The 19574-nt window shown below is 70.3% G+C and carries 20 protein-coding genes and 1 pseudogene; 10 read left to right on the forward strand and 11 right to left on the reverse strand.

The genetic code is table 11. The annotated features are described in order from the left end of the window. Window position 1 precedes the first annotated feature (1 nt). From ABH928_RS17320 to ABH928_RS17365, 10 genes and pseudogenes are all read left to right on the forward strand, one after another. Window positions 2-403: a 3-hydroxyacyl-ACP dehydratase FabZ family protein gene (locus ABH928_RS17320; protein WP_370067235.1), complete on the forward strand. Its 402-nt coding sequence runs from the start codon at window positions 2-4 to the stop codon at window positions 401-403. After that, window positions 396-893 carry a 3-hydroxyacyl-ACP dehydratase FabZ family protein gene (locus ABH928_RS17325; protein WP_370067237.1) on the forward strand — a complete coding sequence of 166 codons (498 nt, stop codon included), beginning with the start codon at window positions 396-398 and terminating at the stop codon, window positions 891-893. The genes ABH928_RS17320 and ABH928_RS17325 overlap by 8 nt, the downstream gene beginning before the upstream one ends. Next, complete coding sequence (locus tag ABH928_RS17330) at window positions 890-1147, forward strand: acyl carrier protein (RefSeq protein ID WP_370067239.1); 258 nt, start codon at window positions 890-892, stop codon at window positions 1145-1147. Before ABH928_RS17325 ends, ABH928_RS17330 begins: the two co-directional genes overlap by 4 nt. Window positions 1148-1183: 36 nt before the next feature. Next, entirely contained in the window at window positions 1184-2212 is a 1029-nt protein-coding gene (locus tag ABH928_RS17335; protein WP_370067241.1) for an aldo/keto reductase, read from the forward strand. Between the two features lie 74 nt (window positions 2213-2286). Further along, window positions 2287-3015: a class I SAM-dependent methyltransferase gene (locus ABH928_RS17340; RefSeq protein ID WP_370067243.1), complete on the forward strand. Its 729-nt coding sequence runs from the start codon at window positions 2287-2289 to the stop codon at window positions 3013-3015. 88 nt (window positions 3016-3103) lie between these two features. Then, window positions 3104-3547, forward strand: a complete 444-nt coding sequence (locus ABH928_RS17345) for an ester cyclase (RefSeq protein ID WP_370067245.1) — start codon at window positions 3104-3106, stop codon at window positions 3545-3547. Next, a complete protein-coding gene (locus ABH928_RS17350; protein ID WP_370067247.1) occupies window positions 3544-4173 on the forward strand; it encodes a TetR/AcrR family transcriptional regulator in 630 nt (209 codons plus the stop codon). The genes ABH928_RS17345 and ABH928_RS17350 overlap by 4 nt, the downstream gene beginning before the upstream one ends. Window positions 4174-4199: 26 nt before the next feature. After that, window positions 4200-4304 (forward strand): annotated as a pseudogene (locus tag ABH928_RS17355) (Uma2 family endonuclease); the annotation flags it as partial. A gap of 42 nt (window positions 4305-4346) precedes the next feature. Further along, window positions 4347-5291 (forward strand): carbohydrate kinase family protein, encoded by a 945-nt coding sequence (locus ABH928_RS17360; protein WP_370067249.1) that lies wholly within the window; start codon window positions 4347-4349, stop codon window positions 5289-5291. 57 nt (window positions 5292-5348) lie between these two features. Next, window positions 5349-7502 (forward strand): HAD-IIB family hydrolase, encoded by a 2154-nt coding sequence (locus ABH928_RS17365; RefSeq protein ID WP_370067251.1) that lies wholly within the window; start codon window positions 5349-5351, stop codon window positions 7500-7502. Window positions 7503-7557: 55 nt separating this feature from the next. Here ABH928_RS17365 and ABH928_RS17370 read toward each other — a convergent pair whose 3' ends face one another. The 11 genes from ABH928_RS17370 to ABH928_RS17420 form a co-directional block, all read right to left on the reverse strand. Then, complete coding sequence (locus ABH928_RS17370; RefSeq protein ID WP_370067253.1) at window positions 7558-8778, reverse strand: IS701 family transposase; 1221 nt, start codon at window positions 8776-8778, stop codon at window positions 7558-7560. Between the two features lie 103 nt (window positions 8779-8881). Then, entirely contained in the window at window positions 8882-9862 is a 981-nt protein-coding gene (locus ABH928_RS17375; protein ID WP_370067255.1) for a ScbA/BarX family gamma-butyrolactone biosynthesis protein, read from the reverse strand. 68 nt (window positions 9863-9930) lie between these two features. After that, window positions 9931-10467: a flavin reductase family protein gene (locus ABH928_RS17380; protein WP_370067257.1), complete on the reverse strand. Its 537-nt coding sequence runs from the start codon at window positions 10465-10467 to the stop codon at window positions 9931-9933. 240 nt (window positions 10468-10707) lie between these two features. After that, the gene (locus ABH928_RS17385) at window positions 10708-11817 is read right to left on the reverse strand and encodes an LLM class flavin-dependent oxidoreductase (protein ID WP_370067259.1); all 1110 of its coding nucleotides are present in this window, start codon (window positions 11815-11817) and stop codon (window positions 10708-10710) included. A gap of 244 nt (window positions 11818-12061) precedes the next feature. Beyond that, window positions 12062-13321, reverse strand: coding sequence for an ATP-grasp domain-containing protein (locus ABH928_RS17390; protein ID WP_370067261.1), 1260 nt, complete (start codon window positions 13319-13321; stop codon window positions 12062-12064). Window positions 13322-13432: 111 nt separating this feature from the next. Beyond that, window positions 13433-14785 (reverse strand): PLP-dependent aminotransferase family protein, encoded by a 1353-nt coding sequence (locus ABH928_RS17395; RefSeq protein WP_370067263.1) that lies wholly within the window; start codon window positions 14783-14785, stop codon window positions 13433-13435. Window positions 14786-14848: 63 nt separating this feature from the next. Continuing rightward, window positions 14849-15160: a YciI family protein gene (locus ABH928_RS17400; protein ID WP_370067265.1), complete on the reverse strand. Its 312-nt coding sequence runs from the start codon at window positions 15158-15160 to the stop codon at window positions 14849-14851. A gap of 47 nt (window positions 15161-15207) precedes the next feature. After that, window positions 15208-15972: an SDR family NAD(P)-dependent oxidoreductase gene (locus tag ABH928_RS17405; protein WP_370067267.1), complete on the reverse strand. Its 765-nt coding sequence runs from the start codon at window positions 15970-15972 to the stop codon at window positions 15208-15210. Further along, window positions 15969-17222, reverse strand: coding sequence for an MFS transporter (locus tag ABH928_RS17410; protein WP_370067269.1), 1254 nt, complete (start codon window positions 17220-17222; stop codon window positions 15969-15971). Before ABH928_RS17410 ends, ABH928_RS17405 begins: the two co-directional genes overlap by 4 nt. Before the next feature lie 88 nt (window positions 17223-17310). Next, window positions 17311-18624 (reverse strand): hypothetical protein, encoded by a 1314-nt coding sequence (locus tag ABH928_RS17415; RefSeq protein ID WP_370067271.1) that lies wholly within the window; start codon window positions 18622-18624, stop codon window positions 17311-17313. Then, complete coding sequence (locus tag ABH928_RS17420) at window positions 18621-19517, reverse strand: FAH family protein (protein WP_370067273.1); 897 nt, start codon at window positions 19515-19517, stop codon at window positions 18621-18623. Before ABH928_RS17420 ends, ABH928_RS17415 begins: the two co-directional genes overlap by 4 nt. Window positions 19518-19574 lie beyond the last annotated feature (57 nt).

Here is a 19574-nt window from a genome sequence, read left to right on the forward strand (position 1 = left end):
CATGCCTACCCGACGAGCGACGGTGTTCGACGCGATGGGCCGCCCGCCTCGGACCGAGAAGACCCCCGAGGGCACCCGGGTGACGCTGCGCATGCCCGTGGATCAGGCCACCGCGCAGATGGCCGGGCACTATCCGGACTTCCCGATCCTGCCGGGGGTTCTCCTGATCGATTCCGTGCGCCAGGCAGCCTGCTTCGCCAGCGGGGCTGAGCTTCAACTGCGCAGCATCGACCGCGCCCGCTTCGCCAGCCCGCTGCTTCCGGGCGACGAACTGGAGCTCTCGCTGCTGGTGACTCCCGAGGCGAGCGGGCGGGTCGGGGTCCACGCCCGAGGCGCGCGTGCCGACGGCCGGATGGCGGCCGAGTTGTCCGTCACGCTCGAACCGGTGACGTCCCATGCTTGACCACAGCCAGGTGCGCGGCCGGCTCCGGCAGCGTCCCCCGATGCTCCTGCTCGACACCGTCCGAGAGTTCTCGCCGCCCGGCGCGCTCGTCGCCACCAAGGCGGTCACCGGCGGGGAAGCCTGCTACCGGGACCTGGAGGACGGCACCGGCATCGACGGGTTCGCGTATCCGTCGGCGCTCCTGCTCGAGTCGTTCGGCCAGGCCGTCTCCCTGCTGTGGTCGCTCGCCGAACTCGGCCCGCCGGAGGAGATCCCGCTGATGGTCGGCATCCGCGACCTCACCTACGCCGCGCCGGCCATCCCCGGGGATGTCCTGGAACACCATGTGCGGCTCAACCACCACTCCGGTGCGGTCGGTGAGTTCACCGGTGAGACACGGGCGGCCGACCGAACCGTCCTCACCGTGGGCTCGGTCCTGGTCGTCTCCCGTCCGGCCGCGAGTCTGCTCGCAACCACACCAGCAACGGCGCGAACAAAGGATGGCGGATGAACGACACCGACGACCGGATCTCAGACCCGATCTCCAGGGTCCGCGCGATCGTGGCGGAGGTCCTGGCACTGAGTCCGGAGGAGATCGACCCCACCGAGGACTTCGTCAACCGCTTCCAGGCCGACTCCCTCAACCTGATCGAGATCGTCGCGCAGGTGGAGAAGCAGTTCCAGGTGGTTCTGCCCCAGAGCGAACTGCGGCAGGCCCACACCGTCACCGCCTTCTACGAGTTGGTTGCCCGGCAGACGGTCTGAGTGACCGTCCGTTTCTCCGTCGATTGAGAGGACCGCGTGAAGTACCGCACACTGGGACGGACCGGCATCCAGGTCAGCCCCTACTGCCTGGGGGCCATGATGTTCGGGGCCATCGGCAACCCCGACCACGACGACTCGATCCGGATCATCCACAAGGCTCTGGACTCGGGCATCAACTTCGTCGACACCGCCGACATGTACTCGAAGGGCGAGTCCGAGGAGATCGTCGGCAAGGCGCTCAAGGGCCGCCGCGACGACGTCGTCCTCGCGAGCAAGGTCTGGGCTCCGATGAGCGACGACCCGAATCACCGCGGCAGCTCCCGGCGTTGGATCATCGCCGAGGTCGAGAACTCCCTGCGCCGCCTGCAGACCGACCACCTGGACCTCTACCAGGTCCACCGGCCGGACCCGACGGCCGACGTGGAGGAGACCCTCTCGGCGCTGTCGGACCTGGTCCGCAGCGGCAAGGTGCGGGCGATCGGTTCCTCGTCCTTCCCGGCCTCGGACATCGTCGAGGCGCAGTGGGTCGCCGAACGGCGTGGCCTGCAGCGCTTCCGCACCGAGCAGCCCGCCTACTCGATCCTCAACCGCGGCATCGAGCGCGAGGTGCTGCCGGTCTGCCAGCAGTACGGGATCGGCGCGCTGGTCTGGAGCCCGATGGCCGGCGGCCTGCTCACCGGCCGGTACCGCAAGGGCCGGCCGGCGGACACGCACCGGGCCAAGTACGGCTTCAAGCACCTCAGCGACGAGCACCGGCTCGATGTCGTCGAGCAGTTGATCCCGCTCGCCGACAAGGCGGGTCTGCAGATGGCGCACCTGGCGATGGCCTTCGCGATCGCCCACCCCGGCGTGACCTCCGCGATCATCGGGCCCCGCACCATGGAACACCTCGACAACCTGCTGGCAGGCGCCGAGACCACCCTCGACGACGACCTGCTCGACCAGATCGACGCGATCGTCCCGCCCGGCACCGACATCGGCGCACTCGACCCGGCCTACACGCACCCGGCCCTGGAGCGCGCGAGCCTGCGCCGCCGACCGGCCGACGACCGCCGCGCCGCCTGACCGCCGCGCCGCCTGACCGCCGCGCCGACGAGCGCCGCGCCGCCTGAACGCCCCACGTGGAAGGTGAATCACTCATGGCAGGACAGCAGGACCTCAAGCTTCTGCAGCCGCACGACTACGAGGAGCTGTACCGGGACGGGAAGACCCAGCCGGGCGAGATCGGCGCCAGTCTCGACATGATCCCGTGGAACATCAAGGAGCCGCAGCCGGTCATCCGCGAGCTGGAGCAGGCCGGCGAGATCACCGGCCGCGTGCTGGACGCCGGGTGCGGACTCGGGGACAACGCGCTGTTCTTCGCCGAGCGCGGCTACCAGGTCACCGGGATCGACGTGTCCCCGAGCGTGATCGAGAAGAACCGGAACAAGGCCCGTGAGCGCGGGCTGAAGGCCGAGTTCGTCGTGGCCGACGCGACCACCATGGAGGGGGTCGTCGGCCCGTTCGACACGGTGGTGGACAGCGCGCTGATGCACTGCCTGTACGAAGAGGCGCAGCGCAGCTACATCTCCGCGGTTCACCGGATCTGCGAGCCCGGAGCGCGACTGCACCTGCTGTGCTTCTCGGACCGGCTGCCCGCGGAGATCCCGGCCTACCGGAACTCCGAGGAGTACCTGCGCGAGACCTTCAGCGACGGGTGGACGATCCACCGGCTGGAGCGCCGGGGATACGCCACGACGTTCACCAAGGAGAAGGTCCGCAGCCTCCTGGAGAAGGGCGGCTCCGCGATGGACCTCAGCACCCTCGACATCGACGACGAGGGCCGGCTGCTGCTGCCGAGCTGGCAGCTGACCGCCGAACGGATCTGACGCGTCCGCATGCCGGACAAGATCGCTTGACTTAGATCGGTTACGATGTACACACTGGTTACGTCGTAACCGATCTAAAGGTGGAGTCATGAGCACCGGCACTACGCAGGACCGCGCCCAGACCGTCGCCCACGCGTTCGCGGACATGATGAACGGTCGCGACCCCGACGCGGTCGACGATTTCGTCGCCGAGGACTACATCAACCACAACTTCCACGTCGAGGACGGCCGCGAGGCGAACCGGGAGTTCTGGAGGACGTGGTTCGCCGCGTTCCCCGACACCGAGGTGACCCTGGACGACGTCCTGGTCGACGGCGACCGCGTCGCGGGCCGTTTCACCTACCGGGCCACGTTCCGGGGTCCGTTCCTGGGGATGCCGCCCACCGGCCGCCCGGTGGAGATGAACTCGATCGACATCTGGCGGGTCGTCGACGGGATGGCGGTCGAGCACTGGGACCAGATCGACGGTCAGGCGTTCTTCGCCCAACTCGCCGGCGAGACCAGTGAGAACGGCGAGAACGGCGACCAGTGACGTCTGACGGACAACTGACGCCGGCGCAGCGTCGGAGGGACCGGGAACGGGCCGCCGCGCGGGAGACGATCCTGTCCGCGGCCCGGGACCTGGCCCGCCGCGACGGGTGGGACGCGGTGACCATGCGCCGGCTCGCGGAGGAGATCGAGTACTCCGCGAACTTCGCCTACCGCTACTTCACCGGCCGCGACGACATCCTCCACGCCCTGGTACGCGAGGGGTTCGCCCGGCTCCGGGACGCGATGGCCACGGCCGGCCGACAGGCCGGGCTCGACTCCGACGCTGGGGACGCAGCGGCTGCGGCCGCGGCATTGCGGCGTGCGGGGCATGCCTACCTCGACTTCGCCCTGACCGAACCCGACCTCTATCAGCTCATGTACGGCCTGGGCGGCGTGCGTGTGCCCGCCATCGAGGCCTGGGCGGAGGGGCAGGCGGTCGGCGACCTCATGACCGACCTGCTCGCGACCGCGGGAGATCCTGATCCCGAGCAGCACGTCCTGCGGTTGTGGGCGACCGCCCACGGGCTGATCGCACTGCTGGTCGTCGGCCGCGTCGAAGTCGACGCCGATGGACTGCATGCGCTGTTCGAGGACGCACTGACCGACTGTCTCATCCACGTCCGGTAGCTCCTTCCACCGCTTACTGAGGAATCTTCGCCGGGCCGGAGGAGTGGGCGAGTGCTGACCGGGTGCAGCTGGTGGTTGAGGTGACGTCCTACGACGCTGATACCGACAAGCGTGACCGGGAGGAGAAGCCGTTTCACCCCGTGCGGCCGTTTCGGTGACCCTATGCTCGCCGGATGGAGACGAACGGGGCCGTGCGACCGTGTGAAGTCCTGGTTGCCGGGGCCTACTTCACGGACCTGGTGTTCCACGGACTGGGGCGGCCGGTGCTGCCGGGGACGGAGGTCTTCGCGGACGGCTTCGGCCTGGTGCCGGGCGGTGCGTACACGCTGGCGATGGCGCTGCACCGGCTCGGACGGCGGGTCGTGTGGAGTGCGGACTTCGGCACGGACCTGTTCAGTGCCCACGTGCTGTCCTGCGCCGAGCAGGAGGGGCTGGACGAGGCCGCCTTCCGTCGGCACCCGTTCCCGGTACGGAGTCTGACCGTCGCCCTGTCGTCCGGCGGAGACCGGGCGATGGTGAGCTTCCAGGACCCGATCGACCCCGAGCCGCTCGTCCCGCTGCTGCTGCGCTTCCGCCCCCGCGTTCTGATGCTTCCCCAACTGCGTTGGGATGAGGGGACGGTAGCGGCGCTCCGGGTTGCACGGCGCCTCGGCACGCTGGTGGTCATGGACTGCCACGACACGCCCGCGACCCTCGACGATCTGGCCGTCCGCGACGTGCTCGGGCTGGTCGACGTCTTCACGCCGAACGACGGCGAAGCCCTGCGACTGACCGGCGCCGACGACCTGGATGAGGCGATCGCGGCCCTCTGCCACCTGGTGCCCACCCTGGTGGTCACGCGCGGCGCGCACGGTGCCACCGCCGTCCGGGACGGCGAGCGCCTCGACGTCCCGATCGCGTCCCGGGCCGACGCCATCGACCCGACGGCGGCGGGTGACTGCTTCAACGCCGGTCTGGTGCACGGGCTTCTTCACGGCTGGAGCCTGTCCGACTGTCTTGCCGCCGCGTCGGTCTGCGGAGCTGCCGCGACCACCGGCCCCGGCTCCAGCGCGGCCCTGGGCGCCACGGAACTCGACCGCCACCTCGACCGCCACCTCGACCGGTCACCCCGGCGGTGATCACCAACATCAGGTGAATACTTCACCGCGCGTGGTGATCGTGTTACTGTCCGTTGCATGCCAAGGATTCTGGTCTCCGATCTGGACGGCACCTTGCTCGGCGGTACTCGCGACGACCGGCGTCGATTACGGGACGCCCTGGCCCGTCATGGCGAGCTGACCCTGGTCTTCGCCACCGGACGCGGACTGGCCTCCATCCGTGAGGTCCTTCGCGATCCGCTCGTCCCTCGGCCACGGTGGATCATCGCCGATGTCGGCGCCACCGTCATCGACGGCGCCGACCTCACCCCCGTCGACCCGATCCAGGAACAGCTGCGGGCCGGATGGCCGGGGGCGGAGCGGATCCGCGCCGCGCTGCGCCGTTTTCCCGAACTCGTCCACCAACACGGCGTCGTGCAGGACGGCCGCTGTTCCTACCACCTCGGCCCCGACGGGCTCACCGGGGAACTCACGGCAGCCGTCGAGACTCTCGGCTGCACGTGGGTGTACTCGGCGGGCCGCTACTTCGACGTCCTGCCGGCAGGAGCCTCCAAGGGGAACGCGCTTCGGGCTCTGGCCGAGAAGCTGGGTTGGCAGCCCGACTCGATACTGGTCGCCGGAGACTCGCTCAACGACCTCTCGCTGTTCCGGACCGGCGCGCACGCAGTGGTCGTCGCAGGTGCCGAACCCGCACTGCTCACGGCTCTCGCCGATGACCCACGCGTGCACCGTCCCGGCCAGGCCGGCGCGGCAGGCATCCATGCGGCGCTGCGAGACCTCGGCTGGCTCAACTCCCGTCACGATCCCGGCCTCCGCCCGACCCACGGTCCCGGTCCCGGTCCCGCTCCCGGTTCTGAGCCCGGTTCTGAGCGGTCCGCAGGACGACACTCCCTCGTGGTGGCCTACCACCGACCGCCGCTGCACTGGAACGGCGAGAGTTGGCAGCCACCCACCAGCCCCAACGGCATCCTGCCCACCCTGACCAGCGCCTTCGCCGACGTCGGCGGCAGCCTGCAGGGCATCTGGGTCACCGCTCTGACCGGGCGCGACCAGCAGGCCCCGCTCCCGCGACCCGCCTCCCCGCCCCTGGCAACCGTGCCGGTGGACACGGCCACCTGGAGCGGCTACTTCCACCGCACCTGCAAGGACGCGCTGTGGCCGATCCTGATGTCCGAGCCGGATCGTGCGGTCTTCGACGAGCGCTTCTGGGCCGACTACCGCACGGTCAACGACCGCTTCGCCCAGCACATCAGCGCTGAGGCCGCCCCGGGCGCCACGGTCTGGCTGCACGACTACAACCTGTGGCTCGTTCCCGGTCTGCTGCGTCGGATCCGACCCGACCTCAGAACCGGGCTCTTCCACCACACCCCGTTCCCTGCCCCGGAGACCTTCGCCGCCCTCCCGGTCGCCGCCGAACTGCGCTCCTCACTGGCCTGCCTCGACTGGGCCGGTTTCCACACCGACGATTTCGCCGCACACTTCCGTGGGGCCCTCGCCGGTCTGCCTCATCCGCCGCCGACCGCCGTCCACCCGCTCGGAATCGACCGGCCGGTCATCGAGAAGCTCGCCCGCCTCCGCGCCCCACACCGTCGAACGGCCACCGGCCACGTGGTGCTCTCGGTCGAACGCCTCGACTACGTCAAGGCCCCGATCCAGAAGGTCGACGCCATCGACCACCTGCTCACCCGCCGACCCGAACTGCGCGGCCGACTCACCTTCCGGCTCGTCTGCCCGCCGCCCGAGGCCGGCATCACCGCGTACGACACCACCCGTCGGCACCTCGAACAACGCGTGGGCGAGATCAACGCCCGGTGGCGGCAACGACATTGGCAACCGGTCGACTATCTGCCCCGCCGCCTGTCCAGCACCGAGGTCGTCGACGAGTACCTGACGGCCGACGTCCTCTGGATCACCTCGCTCCAGGACGGCATGAACCTCACCGCCAAGGAGTTCATCGCCGCCCGGAGCGCGCTTCCCCACGATCAGGTCGAACCGGGAGTCCTGGTCCTCTCCCGCCACGCCGGCGCTGCGACCGAGCTCGGAGAGGCTGCCCTGCTCACCGATCCCCACTCCATAGAAGACCTCAGCACCGTCCTGGGTCGAGCTCTCGACCTCGCCCCGATCGAACGTCGAGCCCGCATGAACCGGCTCTCCGAACTTCTCGGCCACGAGCGACCCGCCGACTGGGCGAACCGGATCCTCCGTGCGATCCGGAGCACCGGCAGTAACTGACGGAGAGTCAGCTCGGTTTCTCGGTCACCGCCGCACCTGCTACGGCAGGTAGTCGCTACACCCGTGCCGCAGGTCGGCCGCGCCGGTGGCCCGGGCGGGAGGTGAGTGTGCGGGCTCGGGGCAGGCCGGCGCAGGGAGTGGGGTGGGCGGGGTGGGGGATACGGACCGTGGGCAGGCGGCTGGTTTCGGTCATGCGGCTGTAGGCGTAGGCGGCGGACGTCATCGTCATGTGGTGGTGCCAGCCGAGGAAGGAGCGCCCCGCGAAGTCGCGCATCCCGAAGCCGTCGCCCAGGACTGTCATCGCGGCCCGGGTGCGCTCCAGATGGCGCAGCAGCGAGATGATCCGGTCCGCACCGGCCTCGGCCAGGCTGGTGAGGTAGTAGCGCCTGGCGTGGGGCTGTGTCTCCGGCATACCCGGCGTCCGCGGCTCGTGGGCCCAGAGCCGGTGCGGGAGTTCCGAGCCGGGCAGTCGGACCGGCACCGAGACGAGCATCGGCACGCCGCGCCGCGCGGGCCGGGCGGGCAGGAGGTCCACGGCCGCGCGCGCCGCCGCCGGGCGGCCCGGTGCCGTGACGGCGGCGAGGAGCTGGGTGGACGGGACGCGCACGACGTAGTCCACACCGCGCCCGGCCAGCTCGGCCGGCAGGCGGTCGGCGCAGGCCAGCTCGCACAGGTCGGCGACCAGGGGCGTCGTGGGCGACGCCGACTCGACGGGTCGGCGGTCCAACAGGTCGAGGACCTGCGCCAGTTCGGAGCGGCCGGACACCTCGTCGGGAATCCGGGCCCGCTGGAGTCGGTCCGCGTCCGTGCGCCAGCTCTCGTGCAGGAAGAGTTCCCAGTCCACGGGGATGCTGGACTCCTCGTTCGACAGGAACAACCCCAGCCCCACCTGGCAGTTGAGCGCGCGGCCGGCCTCCGGGACGTACCGGCGGTGCACCCCGACCGAGTGCTCGCCCCGCTTGGGGATGACGGCGGCGTCGATCGTCCAGGCGTCCGGCGGTTGCGCTGCCGCGACGGTGCGGGCCAACTCCCGGCGCACCGGCGCCCAGTCCCAGGGGCTGGCGTTGATGAACTGCTGCAGGCACTGCGACGCGGTGGGCGAACCCGGTACGGCCAGCGCCAGTTGGCGCAGCGACTTGCGACCGGACACGGTGAGCAGGCCGCGCAGGTAGACCTCGGCCCACTTGCGCTGGTCGGTGCGCGGCAGGACCGCGAACAGGTTCTCCGCGAAGGCGGTGACGTCCGGTCGGGATCGATGCGAGCGGTGCGTGGGCACGTGAGATCTCCCCAAGCTGGGTTCTTTCGTCAGGGGCGGACAGAAAAAGAATACATAACGTTCTGTATTTTTTTCAAGCCTGCGTCTGCCCCCGGGGCACACCTCAGTCGCACAGGCTCGCCACCACGACGCTGTCGAACACCAGTTGGCCGTCCTGGGTCGCTGTCACCCGGACCACCGCGTCCTCTCCGGCGTCCTGCGACGGCAGTTGCATGGCGGTCACCGTGCAGGGCAGGCCCGGCTCCGCCCGTGCGCGGAAGGCGCTGCGGATGTCGACCGGCAGGATCCGGTACGGCGCGCACACCGCCTGCGCCGCCTGCCGCGCGGCCTCCAGGAACAGCATCGGCGGAATCCGGTCGGCCGATGGGTCGTAGAGCACCGGGTGGGTGGGGTCGACACGTAGCTGCCAGGTGTACGTACCCGGCTCGGAGGGCCGCTTGCTCATGCCGAGCACCACGTCGTGCTCGTGCAGTCGGCCCACGACGACCGCGGGAACGGCTTCGGAGAGCTCGGGCAGGACGTCCGCGTTCGCCTCCGCCTCCGCGTCCGCGTCCGTGGGCGGCTCTGCGGGCGGCTCCAGGTTCCGCAGGACCAGGCGGCCCGTTCCGGCGAAGGTGTCGCCGCGCAGGAAGCCTGCCTCCAGCGTCATCGAGGCCAGCCGGCCCCCGTGGTGGCGGACGTCGCGGCAGGAGACCTCCAGGCTGACCTCGGCCGGGCGCTGCCCCAACAGGAGCGCGGCGGGCACCACTTCGACGTCCAGCGCTTCGATGGAGCAGGGGTGTCCGTCGGGCACCCCGTAGTAGAGGTGCCCGACGAGGGACGAGGCCTGTCGCAGCGTCTCGGCCATCAGCAGGGGATCGTGCCAACTACCGGCGAGCGGCGTGTAGAACGAGTGCCCACGCGGCCACTGGGCACCGAGGCGGAAGGTTTCTGCACCGAGCCGCTGCCAGTCGGTGATCAGCACCTCGGCGACCGCGGCGCGGTCGACGAGATGGCGGGGGGCGGTTCTGACGAAGGTCAGGCCGCCCTCCTCCGCTCCGTGCTGGGACGGCAGGAGAGCTCGCGGATGATCGGTCACGTGCACGCGGAACAGCCCTTCTTTCAGTCGGGGTGGAGCGGGTGACGCCGACCCGACAGGGGACGGAGCGGGCCTCAGGCGACGAGCTCCGCGAAGCGGCCGGCGTGGAACACCAGAGGGCCCGCCTCTTCGGCCAGGGCGCCCTCGGTGGCCTCGGCGATGACCAGGTCGTGGTCGCCGGCCGGGTGGACCTGGGTGATGCGGCAGTCCAGCCACGCCAGACCGTCGGGCGCGACGGGGTGCCCCGCGCGGGTGTGCGCCCAGTCCCGGCCGGAGAACCGGTCGGTGCCCCGCAGCGAGAACGTCCGGCACAGCTCCGCGTGGCGGTCGCCGAGGATCGTCACGGCGAAGCCGCCCGCGGCGCGGATGGCCGGCCAGGTGGTCGAGGTGTGCGCGGCGCACATCGCGACCAACTGCGGGTCGAGGGACACCGAGGTGAAGGAGTTGACGGCCATTCCCACGGGACCCTCGGGGGTCCGCGCGGTGATCAGCGCGACTCCCGTGGTGAACCGGCCCAGAATGTCTCGGAACGAGCGCTGGTCGAGTTGGCCGAGTTGGCCGAGTTGGCCGAGTTGGTCGAGATGGTCCATCTGATCCAGTTGGTCCAGCATCAGTTCTTCCGCTCTCCTGCCCTGATCCGGCTTGCCCTGATCCGGCACCGCCGTCGGGCGACGTGGTCGACGTGATGGGTGTGACGTGATGGGTGTGACGTGATGGGGCGTGGCGTGGGTGGGGTGTCGTGGGGTTGCTGCCCGGCGGTGGGGCCGGCTCGTCGGCCGGCCCCGGCCCGCCCGGACGTGGTCGGGCTCGTCCGAGCGCCCTGCTGCCAGGTCGCCCGGTGCCCGCCGCGGTCACTTCTGACGGCTGGCGATGGCCCAGTCCACGGCCTCCTGCGGACGCGCCGCCGAGCCGTTGATCTGCGGCGCGACGTAGCGCGCCAGCAGCTCCATGCTGCGGTTGGTCTTCTCCCACGAGCACCAGTCGGCGACGTAGACCAGCAGGGAGCCGAAGCCGCCGGTGATCTCCTGCATCCGGCGGATGCCCTCCACCACGTCCTCCACCGAGCCGACCAGTGCGCCGCCCGCCTCGACCCGGGCCTCCAGCGCCCTGGAACGCGGCGTGTGCTCGTCGATGACGTCGCGGCCCGCGGCCTTGCCGAAGTACTCGAACAGCCAGCGGTCGTAACCCTCGCGGACGTCGTTGTACGCCTCCTCGCGGGTCTCGGCGACGTGGACGGGCAGGGCGATACGCCACTTGTCGCGGTCCAGCGTCTGGTTGTGCTCTGCCGCGGCCTCCTCGGCGTACTTCCACTGGTGCGCCAGGCCGATGTGGGCCGGGGCGCCCGGGGTCATCAGCGCGAACGGCAGCGCGAAAGAGGTCATGCTCAGGCCGTAACGGCCGATCAGGCGCGGGCTGGACTGCGAGGTCCCGGAGGTCGCCACGGCGACCTCGATGCCCTGCGGGCTGAACCGCGGCAGCTGGAGCTTGGCGGCGTTGAGCTCGAACCAGTCGGTGCTCTGCGTGATCCGCTCGTCGCCGTTGACCAGCTCCAGCACGGTCGGCAGAGCCTCCTCCAGACGGCGCCGCTGCACCGGCTGCTCCAGGCCGAACATCTTCGCGTCGAACGGGACGCCGGGGCCGACGCCCAGGATGTACCGGCCACGGGTGAGGTGGTCCAGGTGCACCGCGCGGCTGGCGACGTGGAAGGGGTGGTGGCCGGACAGCGGAACCACGCCGTGGGCCAGCTTGATCTGGCGGGTGCGCTGGGACGCGGCGGCTATCAGGGTCTCCGGCGCGCCCACCAGGCCCCAGCCCAGCGTGTGGTGCTCACCGAACCATGCCTCGTCGAAGTTGAGCTCGTCGACGTACTCGACCAGGTCGAGGTTGCGGCGGATCGCCAGGTGCGGGTCCTGGCCGGTCTCGTGGACGGGCGAGAGGAAAATACCGATACGGCTGTGCACAGCTGTCCTCCATGACTCACATGACGCAACAGGATGGGTGGTGCGGGGGATCGCCCGACGGGGCGGAAGACATGCGGGATCGCCCGACGGGCGGAAAACGCGCGGGGGTTGGGACGCGCGCGGGGTACTGACGCGCGGGGGGTACTGACGCGCAGGGGTACTGACCTGTGGGGGGTTCAGACCTGTGAGGGTTCACACCTCTGGCAGGTTCCGACCCGTGGCGGTCCGGAAGGGAGCCGGCCGGTCAGCGCACGCGGTAGACGTCGTCCTTCAGGTCGCGCACCCGGAGGTACTCGGCGGTGAGCCGCTCCTCGTCCGGGGCCGTCAGATACACGCGCAGCGAGCTGGTCAGCAGGTCGACGGTGGGCCGGATGCGGGAGCCGGGCGCGAGCTTGACGGCGACGCGGTGGACGCTGCCGAGCCCGGAGATCTCCTCGACCACCGACGCGTCGACGGACTCGACGACACCGTCCAGCTCCGTCGGCGTGTTGTAGACCACGGCCGGCTGGACCCGGCGGTACGTCCGCCCGAGGTACTGCTCCCGGAACTCCTCCGGGCGAGTGTAGGCGAGCGCCGCGAGGGAGGCCTGGTTGTGGCCCAGGCACACGTCGTGGAAACCGGCGTCGATGTTGCCGTTCAGCCGGGTGCCGATCTCGACCAGGGTGGGGCCCTCGTCGGTCACGATCACCTCGGTGTGCGCGGGACCCCACCGCACGTCGAGCGCGGCCAACACCTCGTCGACGTAGGCGATCAGCGCCGGAACCGGATCGGTGTCCGCGTCCAGCAGGATGTCCCGGTTGTAGATGTTCTTGCCGGACAGCAGCAGCGTCTTCTCGTACTGCCACACGCCGCAGGCGTAGCTCCGGCCGTCGCTGCTGACGGTGTCGACGATGTACTCGGTGCCCTTGAGGTAGGACTGCACCAGGATCTCGGTGTTGGTCCCGCCGAAGATGTCCGGTACGGCCAGCACGGTCCCGGCGGCGCTGCGGACCTGCGCGGCGTCGTGGCAGATGTGGACGCCGTCGGACGCGGCCGAGCTCAGCGGCTTGACGACGACCGGGTAACTGCCGCGCTCCTCGGCCCAGGTGACGACCGCCTCGACGTCGCCGCTCTTGAACTGGTCGGCACAGCGCACACCCGCCCGGCGCAGGGCCTCGATCATCTCGTACTTGTCCCGGCGGGCCGGGGACAGGGCCGTTCCGTTGGACGGCACGCCCAGCGCCTCGCTGAGCCGGTCCGCCAGCATGACGGCGGACTCCTGGCCGGGGATGACGCAGACGGGGTGGTGCGGGCGGAGCTTGTCGGCCAGCACCTGCTCGTCACAGGAGACGATGTTCTCCGCGTACGCGCCGAGATCCGGCGCGAGCATGGAGGGGATCAGCTCGGGGGTGCTCTGCACGTGGAGCACCCGGGCGCCGAGCCGCCCGAACGCCTCGGGGTAGTAGTTCCCGGCGGAGTAGCCGTCGACGACGACCGCGACCGGCGGTTCGGTCAGACTGCTCATGTTGGTGTCCTTACCTTGGCACTCTGGGACCTTGGAACTCTGGGACTTCGAGACCTCTGAGACCTTGGAACTCTGGGACGAGACCTCTGGGACTTCGGGTGTCGCCGTCCTTCAGACCCCGGTGCGCGGGGTGTCGGCGACGAAGCGGGCCAGGCGGGCGATGCCGGTGCGGATGGCCTGCGGTTCGAGGTTGCTGACGCCGAGTCGGATGGCGCGTCGGCCGCCGCCGTCGAGGTGGAACATGCTCATGGGCGCCCAGCTGACGCCGTAGTCGCGCGCGGAGCGCTCCATGGCGGCGAGGTCGGCGTCGAAGTCGACCTCGACCACGACGAAGAAGCCGCCGTGCGGGGTGTTGAAGCGCACGCCGTGCTCGGCGTACCGCTCGGGCGGGAAGTGTTCAGCCAGCGCCTGCAGGGTGGCGTCGAGACGCTCCAGGTAGACCGCCGCCAGTTCCCGGGTGGGCGTGGTCAGGTCGTAATCGTGGTCGACGAGCATCCCGCCGATCACCGCCTGGGACAGCGACGAGGAGCCGACCGTGAACATGGCCTTGGCCTTGGACAGTTCCTGGGCGAGCGTGCGCTTGGTGCCCTCGGTCCCCTCCGCTCCCTGGGCTCCCTCGGCTCCCTCGATCTCCTGGTCGGCGATCAGGTAGCCCAGGCGGGCGCCGGGGAACGCGGACTTCGCGAACGAGCCGAGGTAGACGACCCGGCGCTGCTCGTCGAGCGACTTGAGGGTCGGCATCTTCTCGCCGTCCGGAGCGAACAGCCCGTAGGGGTTGTCCTCCAGGATGATCAGGTCCTCCTCGGCGGCCACCTCGAGGAGCCGGCGGCGGCTCTCCAGGGGCACCACCGTGCCCGAGGGGTTGGAGAAGTCCGGGACCAGATAGACCGCGACGGGACGCCGGCCTGCGGCGCGCACGGCGCGTGCCGCAGCTGCCACGTCCTCCGGGTCGAGTCCGTCCGGGCCCTCGGGAACCGGTCGCACCGGGATGTCCAGCATCCGGGCGGCGCCGCGGATGCCGACATACGCCGGGGATACGGCGAGCAGTACGTCGTCGGGGGAGGTGAACAGGCCGCGCAGGGCGACCAGGGTGGCCTCCTGGAAGCCGTGAGTGATCATGACAGCCTCAGGGCTGACGTCGATCCCCTCGTCGTGCTTCAGCATCCGGACGACCTCGTCCTGGATGAAGCCGTTGACGGGGCCGTACTGGAACATCAGACGGGTGATCCGCTGCTGCGGCACCCCCTGGTCCTCCAGGTGCTTGATGTAGCGGTCGATGTAGTACGACAGCTTCGACAGGTCGTGGTTGCCGTCGTGCGGGGCGCCGGAGGAGAACGACAGAGCCTCGGGGAACTTCATCGCGGTCTCGCTCAGGATCCGCATCGAGTCCATCTCCGGATCGACGATCCCGGCGTGCAGCCGGTCATGGTTCAGGGAGACGAGGCCGACGGGCTCGGTGTGCACGTGAGGTGACCCTCTCTCGTATCAAGTCGTATCAAGTCGTATCGATGGGGCGGCGCGGGGCGCTCAGGCGGCGTGCTGCGTCGGCTGGTTGAGCGCCTCGATCCAGCTGCCCTTGCCGGGCGACCACTCGCGGACGCGGGTCCGGGCGACGATGCCGCCCTTCACGTACGGCTCCTCGGCCAGCAGCTGGTCGAGCCGCTCCCGGCCCTCGACCTCGTAGACCAGCAGACCGGCGTTGACGTCGGCCAGCGGGCCGCCCAGCAGGAGGACGCCGCGCTCGGCCAGGTCGTACAGGTTGGCGGCGTGCGCCGGATGCAGCTCCTGGCGCCCTTCGCGGTCGACGCTGTACTCGAACTCCACTACGAACTTCGCCACGGGGGTTCCTTCCTGATGGTCTTGACGTTTAGGGAGTGGGGCGGGGCTCACATGTAGAGGCCGCCGTTGATGTCGATCACGGTGCCGGTGGAGTAGCCCGCGCTCTCGGAGCAGAGGTGCAGCACGCTGCCCGCGGCCTCGGCGACGGTCCCGTAGCGGCGCATCGGCAGCCGGGAGAGCACGCTCTTCTTGGACTCCGCGTCGCGGCGCTCGAAGGCACCGGCCACCCGGGCGGTGGCGATGGGCCCGTGGGCGACCACGTTGACGACGACCCCGCTGCCGGCGAGCTCGTACCCCATCTGCTTGGTCATCGCGAGGACCGCGCCCTTGGCGCCGACGTAGGCCGCGTTGTTGAAGTGGCTGTACGTACGGCCGCCCGCCGACGCGAAGTTGACGATGCGTCCGTATCCGGCGGTGGCCATGGCGGGGCCGACGACCTTGATGGCGATCCAGGTGCTGAGCACGTTCTCCAGGAAGGTCTGGTCGAAGTGCTCCTGGGTCAGGTCGGCGTAGTTGATGATGCGGGTGTCGCCGCCCACGCCGTTGACCAGGATGCCGATCTCGTGCCGGGCGACGATGTCGGTCAACTGCCGCTCGGCGGCGCGGAGGTCGGTGATGTCGCCGACGACCGTCTCGACCTTGGTGTGCTCGGCGAGTCGGGCCGCCAGCTCCTCGAGGGCCGCCTCGTCGCGGTCGAACAGGACCAGCGTGTGCCCTTCCTCGGCGAGGCCGAGGGCCACTTCGCTGAGGATGCCGCCGGCGGCGCCGATCAGCAGTGCGGTGCGTGGGGTGGGTGCGGTGCGTGCGGTCATGACTCTGCTCCCTGGGAGGACTGCGGGGACGTGAGGGTGAGTTCGGCCTCCGGGCCCGGCTTCGCCAGGTCGTCTGTGAGCGCGAAGCCCGGGAGGCGGGTGATGAAGAAGAAGGCGAGCGCCACGACGGCCCCGAGGAGGAAGGTGGCGGACCACAGGGAGCCGTAGCCGTAGGAGTTCGCTACGGCCAGCCCCGCCGGGCCGCCCACCACGAAGGCGGCGTTCCAGGCGAAGAAGTACGACCCCTGGTAGGTACTGGCCCGCCCGGCCGGAGACCGGTTGGCGATGAACGTCGCCGACATGGGCGCCCACACCACCTCGCCCAGCGTCCACACCACGGTCGCGACGATGAAGCCGGTCATGCCGTGGGCGAAGGCGTTGAGACCGAAGCCGATGGCCCACAGCGCGCTCGCCAGGATCAGCGGCACATGGTCGGGCAGCCCCTTGACGAGCCTGGGGGAGAGGGGCAGCAGGGCGACGGAGAGGACCGCGTTGACGGCCAGCACGAATCCGATGCCGCCCGGGCTCAGTCCCGCGTCCCGCATGTCCAGCGGCAGCGCCGAGTTGACCTGGAGGTAGATGCAGGCCAGCAGGAAGGTCAGGGTGAGGAAGGCGACCAGCACCGGCGAGTGGAAGGGCTCCGCGATGCCCTTCAGAGCGCTGCGCAGTGCGGACGATCCGCGTGGCCGGCCGGCCTGCCGCACCGCATCGGCGGGCAGCCGCCACACCAGGGCCGCGTAGATGACGCAGCACAGCGCCCAGATCCAGAACAGCGCGGGCGGGTACCAGGTCAGCAGGACACCGGAGATGACGGGGCTCAGCGTCATGCCCACGTTGAAGCCCACCATGTAGAGGCTGTAGGCCTTAGCGAACTGGTCCTGCGGCACGAGTTCGGCGATCAGTCCGGCCCCGGCCGGCCGGTCCACCGCGGACAGGAAGCCGGCGACCAGGGACAGGGCGCAGGCCGCGTACAGGTTGGTCGTCAACCCCAGTGCCAGCGCGGTGATCGCGGTCAGCGGCTGGGCGGCGACGATGGTGCGCCGTGCACCGATCAGGTCGGCGACAGCCCCGCCGACGAGCCCCGACAGCACGATGCCGACGCCGAACAGGCCGACGATCAGCGGCGTCGTGTGCGCGTCGACGATGCTGTCCTGCTTCAGGTAGAGGATGAGGAACGCGGGCGCCAGGGTTCCGAGGCGGCTGAACGTCTGTCCGAACCAGAGGAGCCAGAACGCTTTGGGGAGCGCCATCGGTCACCAACCATTCGTCGCGGGTGTGCGTGGTGCGTGGCCCTGTAGGACCCGATGGCAAAACAATAGAGAACGATCGTTATTTTTCTTAGCCCGAGCGGAGAGGTGAACACAAGTTCGGCGAGTTGGCCAACGTGTACGGCAGTGTCGCGGCCAGCTCCACTGCGCCTGCCCCACTGGCGAGCACTCTCAACTTGCCTTGAAATACCGAAAGTTGGAGGGATGCTGCCCCCCTTGGACCCGGTCGCACCGCGCTCAGGAACTCCGTCACCCGCCGGGCATGGCCGCCCAGGACGGTGTCCGTGCTCCCCTCGGAGGCGAACCGCACTCCGGTTCGGCCTGTCCGGTCGGCGACTGCCGCACGGATGAGGGTGTGCGGGAGCTGCTCGGGCCGCCAGGCGGCGTCGGCAGCCGTGACGGAAGCGGCGTAGGTGCGGGCGAGGTCGGTCGGCGAGCCGTCGCCGGTACACAACTGCGTGTGCAGGGCGGCCGTACAGCAGCCGATGCCGGAGAGCCGGGTGCTCTCGGCGTAGCGCCGCCGCAGCGACCGGGCGGTGAGCACCTCGACCCGCTCGTCGCCGGCCGCGCGGGCCGACCCGGTGGCCGCCAGGGCCACGAAGAGCTGGTCCACCGTGATCTGCCTGGCCCGGCACCAGCTCTTGAGTCCGGCGTGCTGACGGGGCGACAGGGACAGCTGCCACAGCCCGTCCCCGAGCGTCTCGCCCCGGGCCGCTGGCCTCTCCGCCCTCTCCGCGCTCTCCGACGGCATGGCCCCCGCGGCGAAGGGCCACGGCATGACCGGACCAGCCGCCACGGCCGCCACGGGCCACGCCCGGTAGGTCAACTCGTCCTGGTCCGGCACGAGTTGCTCGGTGAAGCGATGCGGCCCCTGGCGCCCGTCCTCCTCCCCGAACAACAGGTCGAGCAGGACGCGCATGAGTCGGCCGACCGTGTGGACGTCACTGATCGCGGGATGACAGGTGAGGTAGAAGTGGGTCACGCACTCGCGCCGGGCATGGACGATCCGCAGCCGCCACAGCGGCCCGGACGGCGGCAGGACGATCCCGATCTCCTCGGCCAGCAACTGCTCCGGCGTCCGCTCGGGTCCGAGTTCCTCCTGCCCGAGTTCCTCCTGGCCGAGTTCCTCCTGCCCCGCCCGGCCCGGCGCCTCGTCGCCGCTGTGCCGGAACCACAGGTCGTCGCCCTCCTCGCCGATGCGCAGCGACAGCGCGGGGAACCGCTGCGCCCATCGGGCCACCACCTGGTCCAGGTACTGGGCGCCGAACGCCGCCTGGACCGTGACCCGGGTGGTGACCTGGCCGGCTCCCTCCGCGAGGAGGTGCGCCCAGGCCTGCTCCGCCTCGATGGAGCCGAGCCTGCGCACCGGCCGGGCTGCGGTCACCGGTCGACCGGGCCCGCCGCCGCGGCCCGGGGCCAGTCGACCGTGTTCGACACGACGACGCCGTGCTCGGAGAAGTCGAGCGTGACGCGGTCGCCGTCCGCGATCCGGAAGCCGCCGTGGAAGCTGCTGCGGTCGGCCCCGAGGTACACGTAGTGCACCCGGCCCGGGTACCGCAGCGCCCGGTGCGCGAAGAGCACGGGGAGGATGTCCGCGATCCGGTAGTGCATGGCGTCGGTGCCGGTGGTGAAGTCGGCCCGCCAGGCCTCGCGCCCCTCCCGCTCGATCGTCACCTCGCCGGTCACCGAGGCGGGCGGCGGACCCAGGAAGAGCCACGGTGCCACTGCCGCGTCACAGAGCTTGGCGTACGACAGGTGCCCGTTGTGCTGCCGGAACCGGCCGATGTCGGTGAGGTCGTTGCCGAACGTGTACCCCACGTACCGGACGTCGCCCGCCTCGTCGGTGACGTACACGAGGACGACCTCGGCCTCCTCGGTGACGGTCACCGCGCCTGCCGGTACCGAGAGTTCGTCGCCGGACACCTTCAGCACGTCGCCGAGTCCCTTGAGGAACCAGTTCGGCTGGGCCTGCGTGGTGGCGTCGACCTTGACGTTGTGGGTCTGCATGAAACCGCTGACCATCGCGTCGCCCACCGAGGCGGGCAGCAGCGGGGGACGCATCGTCACCTGGGCGCGTTCCTCGGCCGGCACGACGACGGGGTCCTTGCCCGCGGTGAGCGCCGCCGCGAGTGCGGCGCCGTCACCGGCCGCCGCGGTCACGGCGGCGTGCAGGTCCGCGTCCTTGAGTGGATACAGGTGCAGCGGGTCGCCGGGGCCGGGCATCCCGAAGCCGAAGTGGTGCTCACCGCGGTGGACGCACTCGAAGAAGGGGGTCATGGGATCTCCAGGGAAGCTTGTATGTACGGGAGTTGAGCAGGGGCGGTCAGAACTGGC

The sequence above is a fragment of the Streptacidiphilus sp. MAP5-3 genome, assembly GCF_041262505.1.
Classification (GTDB): Bacteria; Actinomycetota; Actinomycetes; order Streptomycetales; family Streptomycetaceae; genus Streptacidiphilus.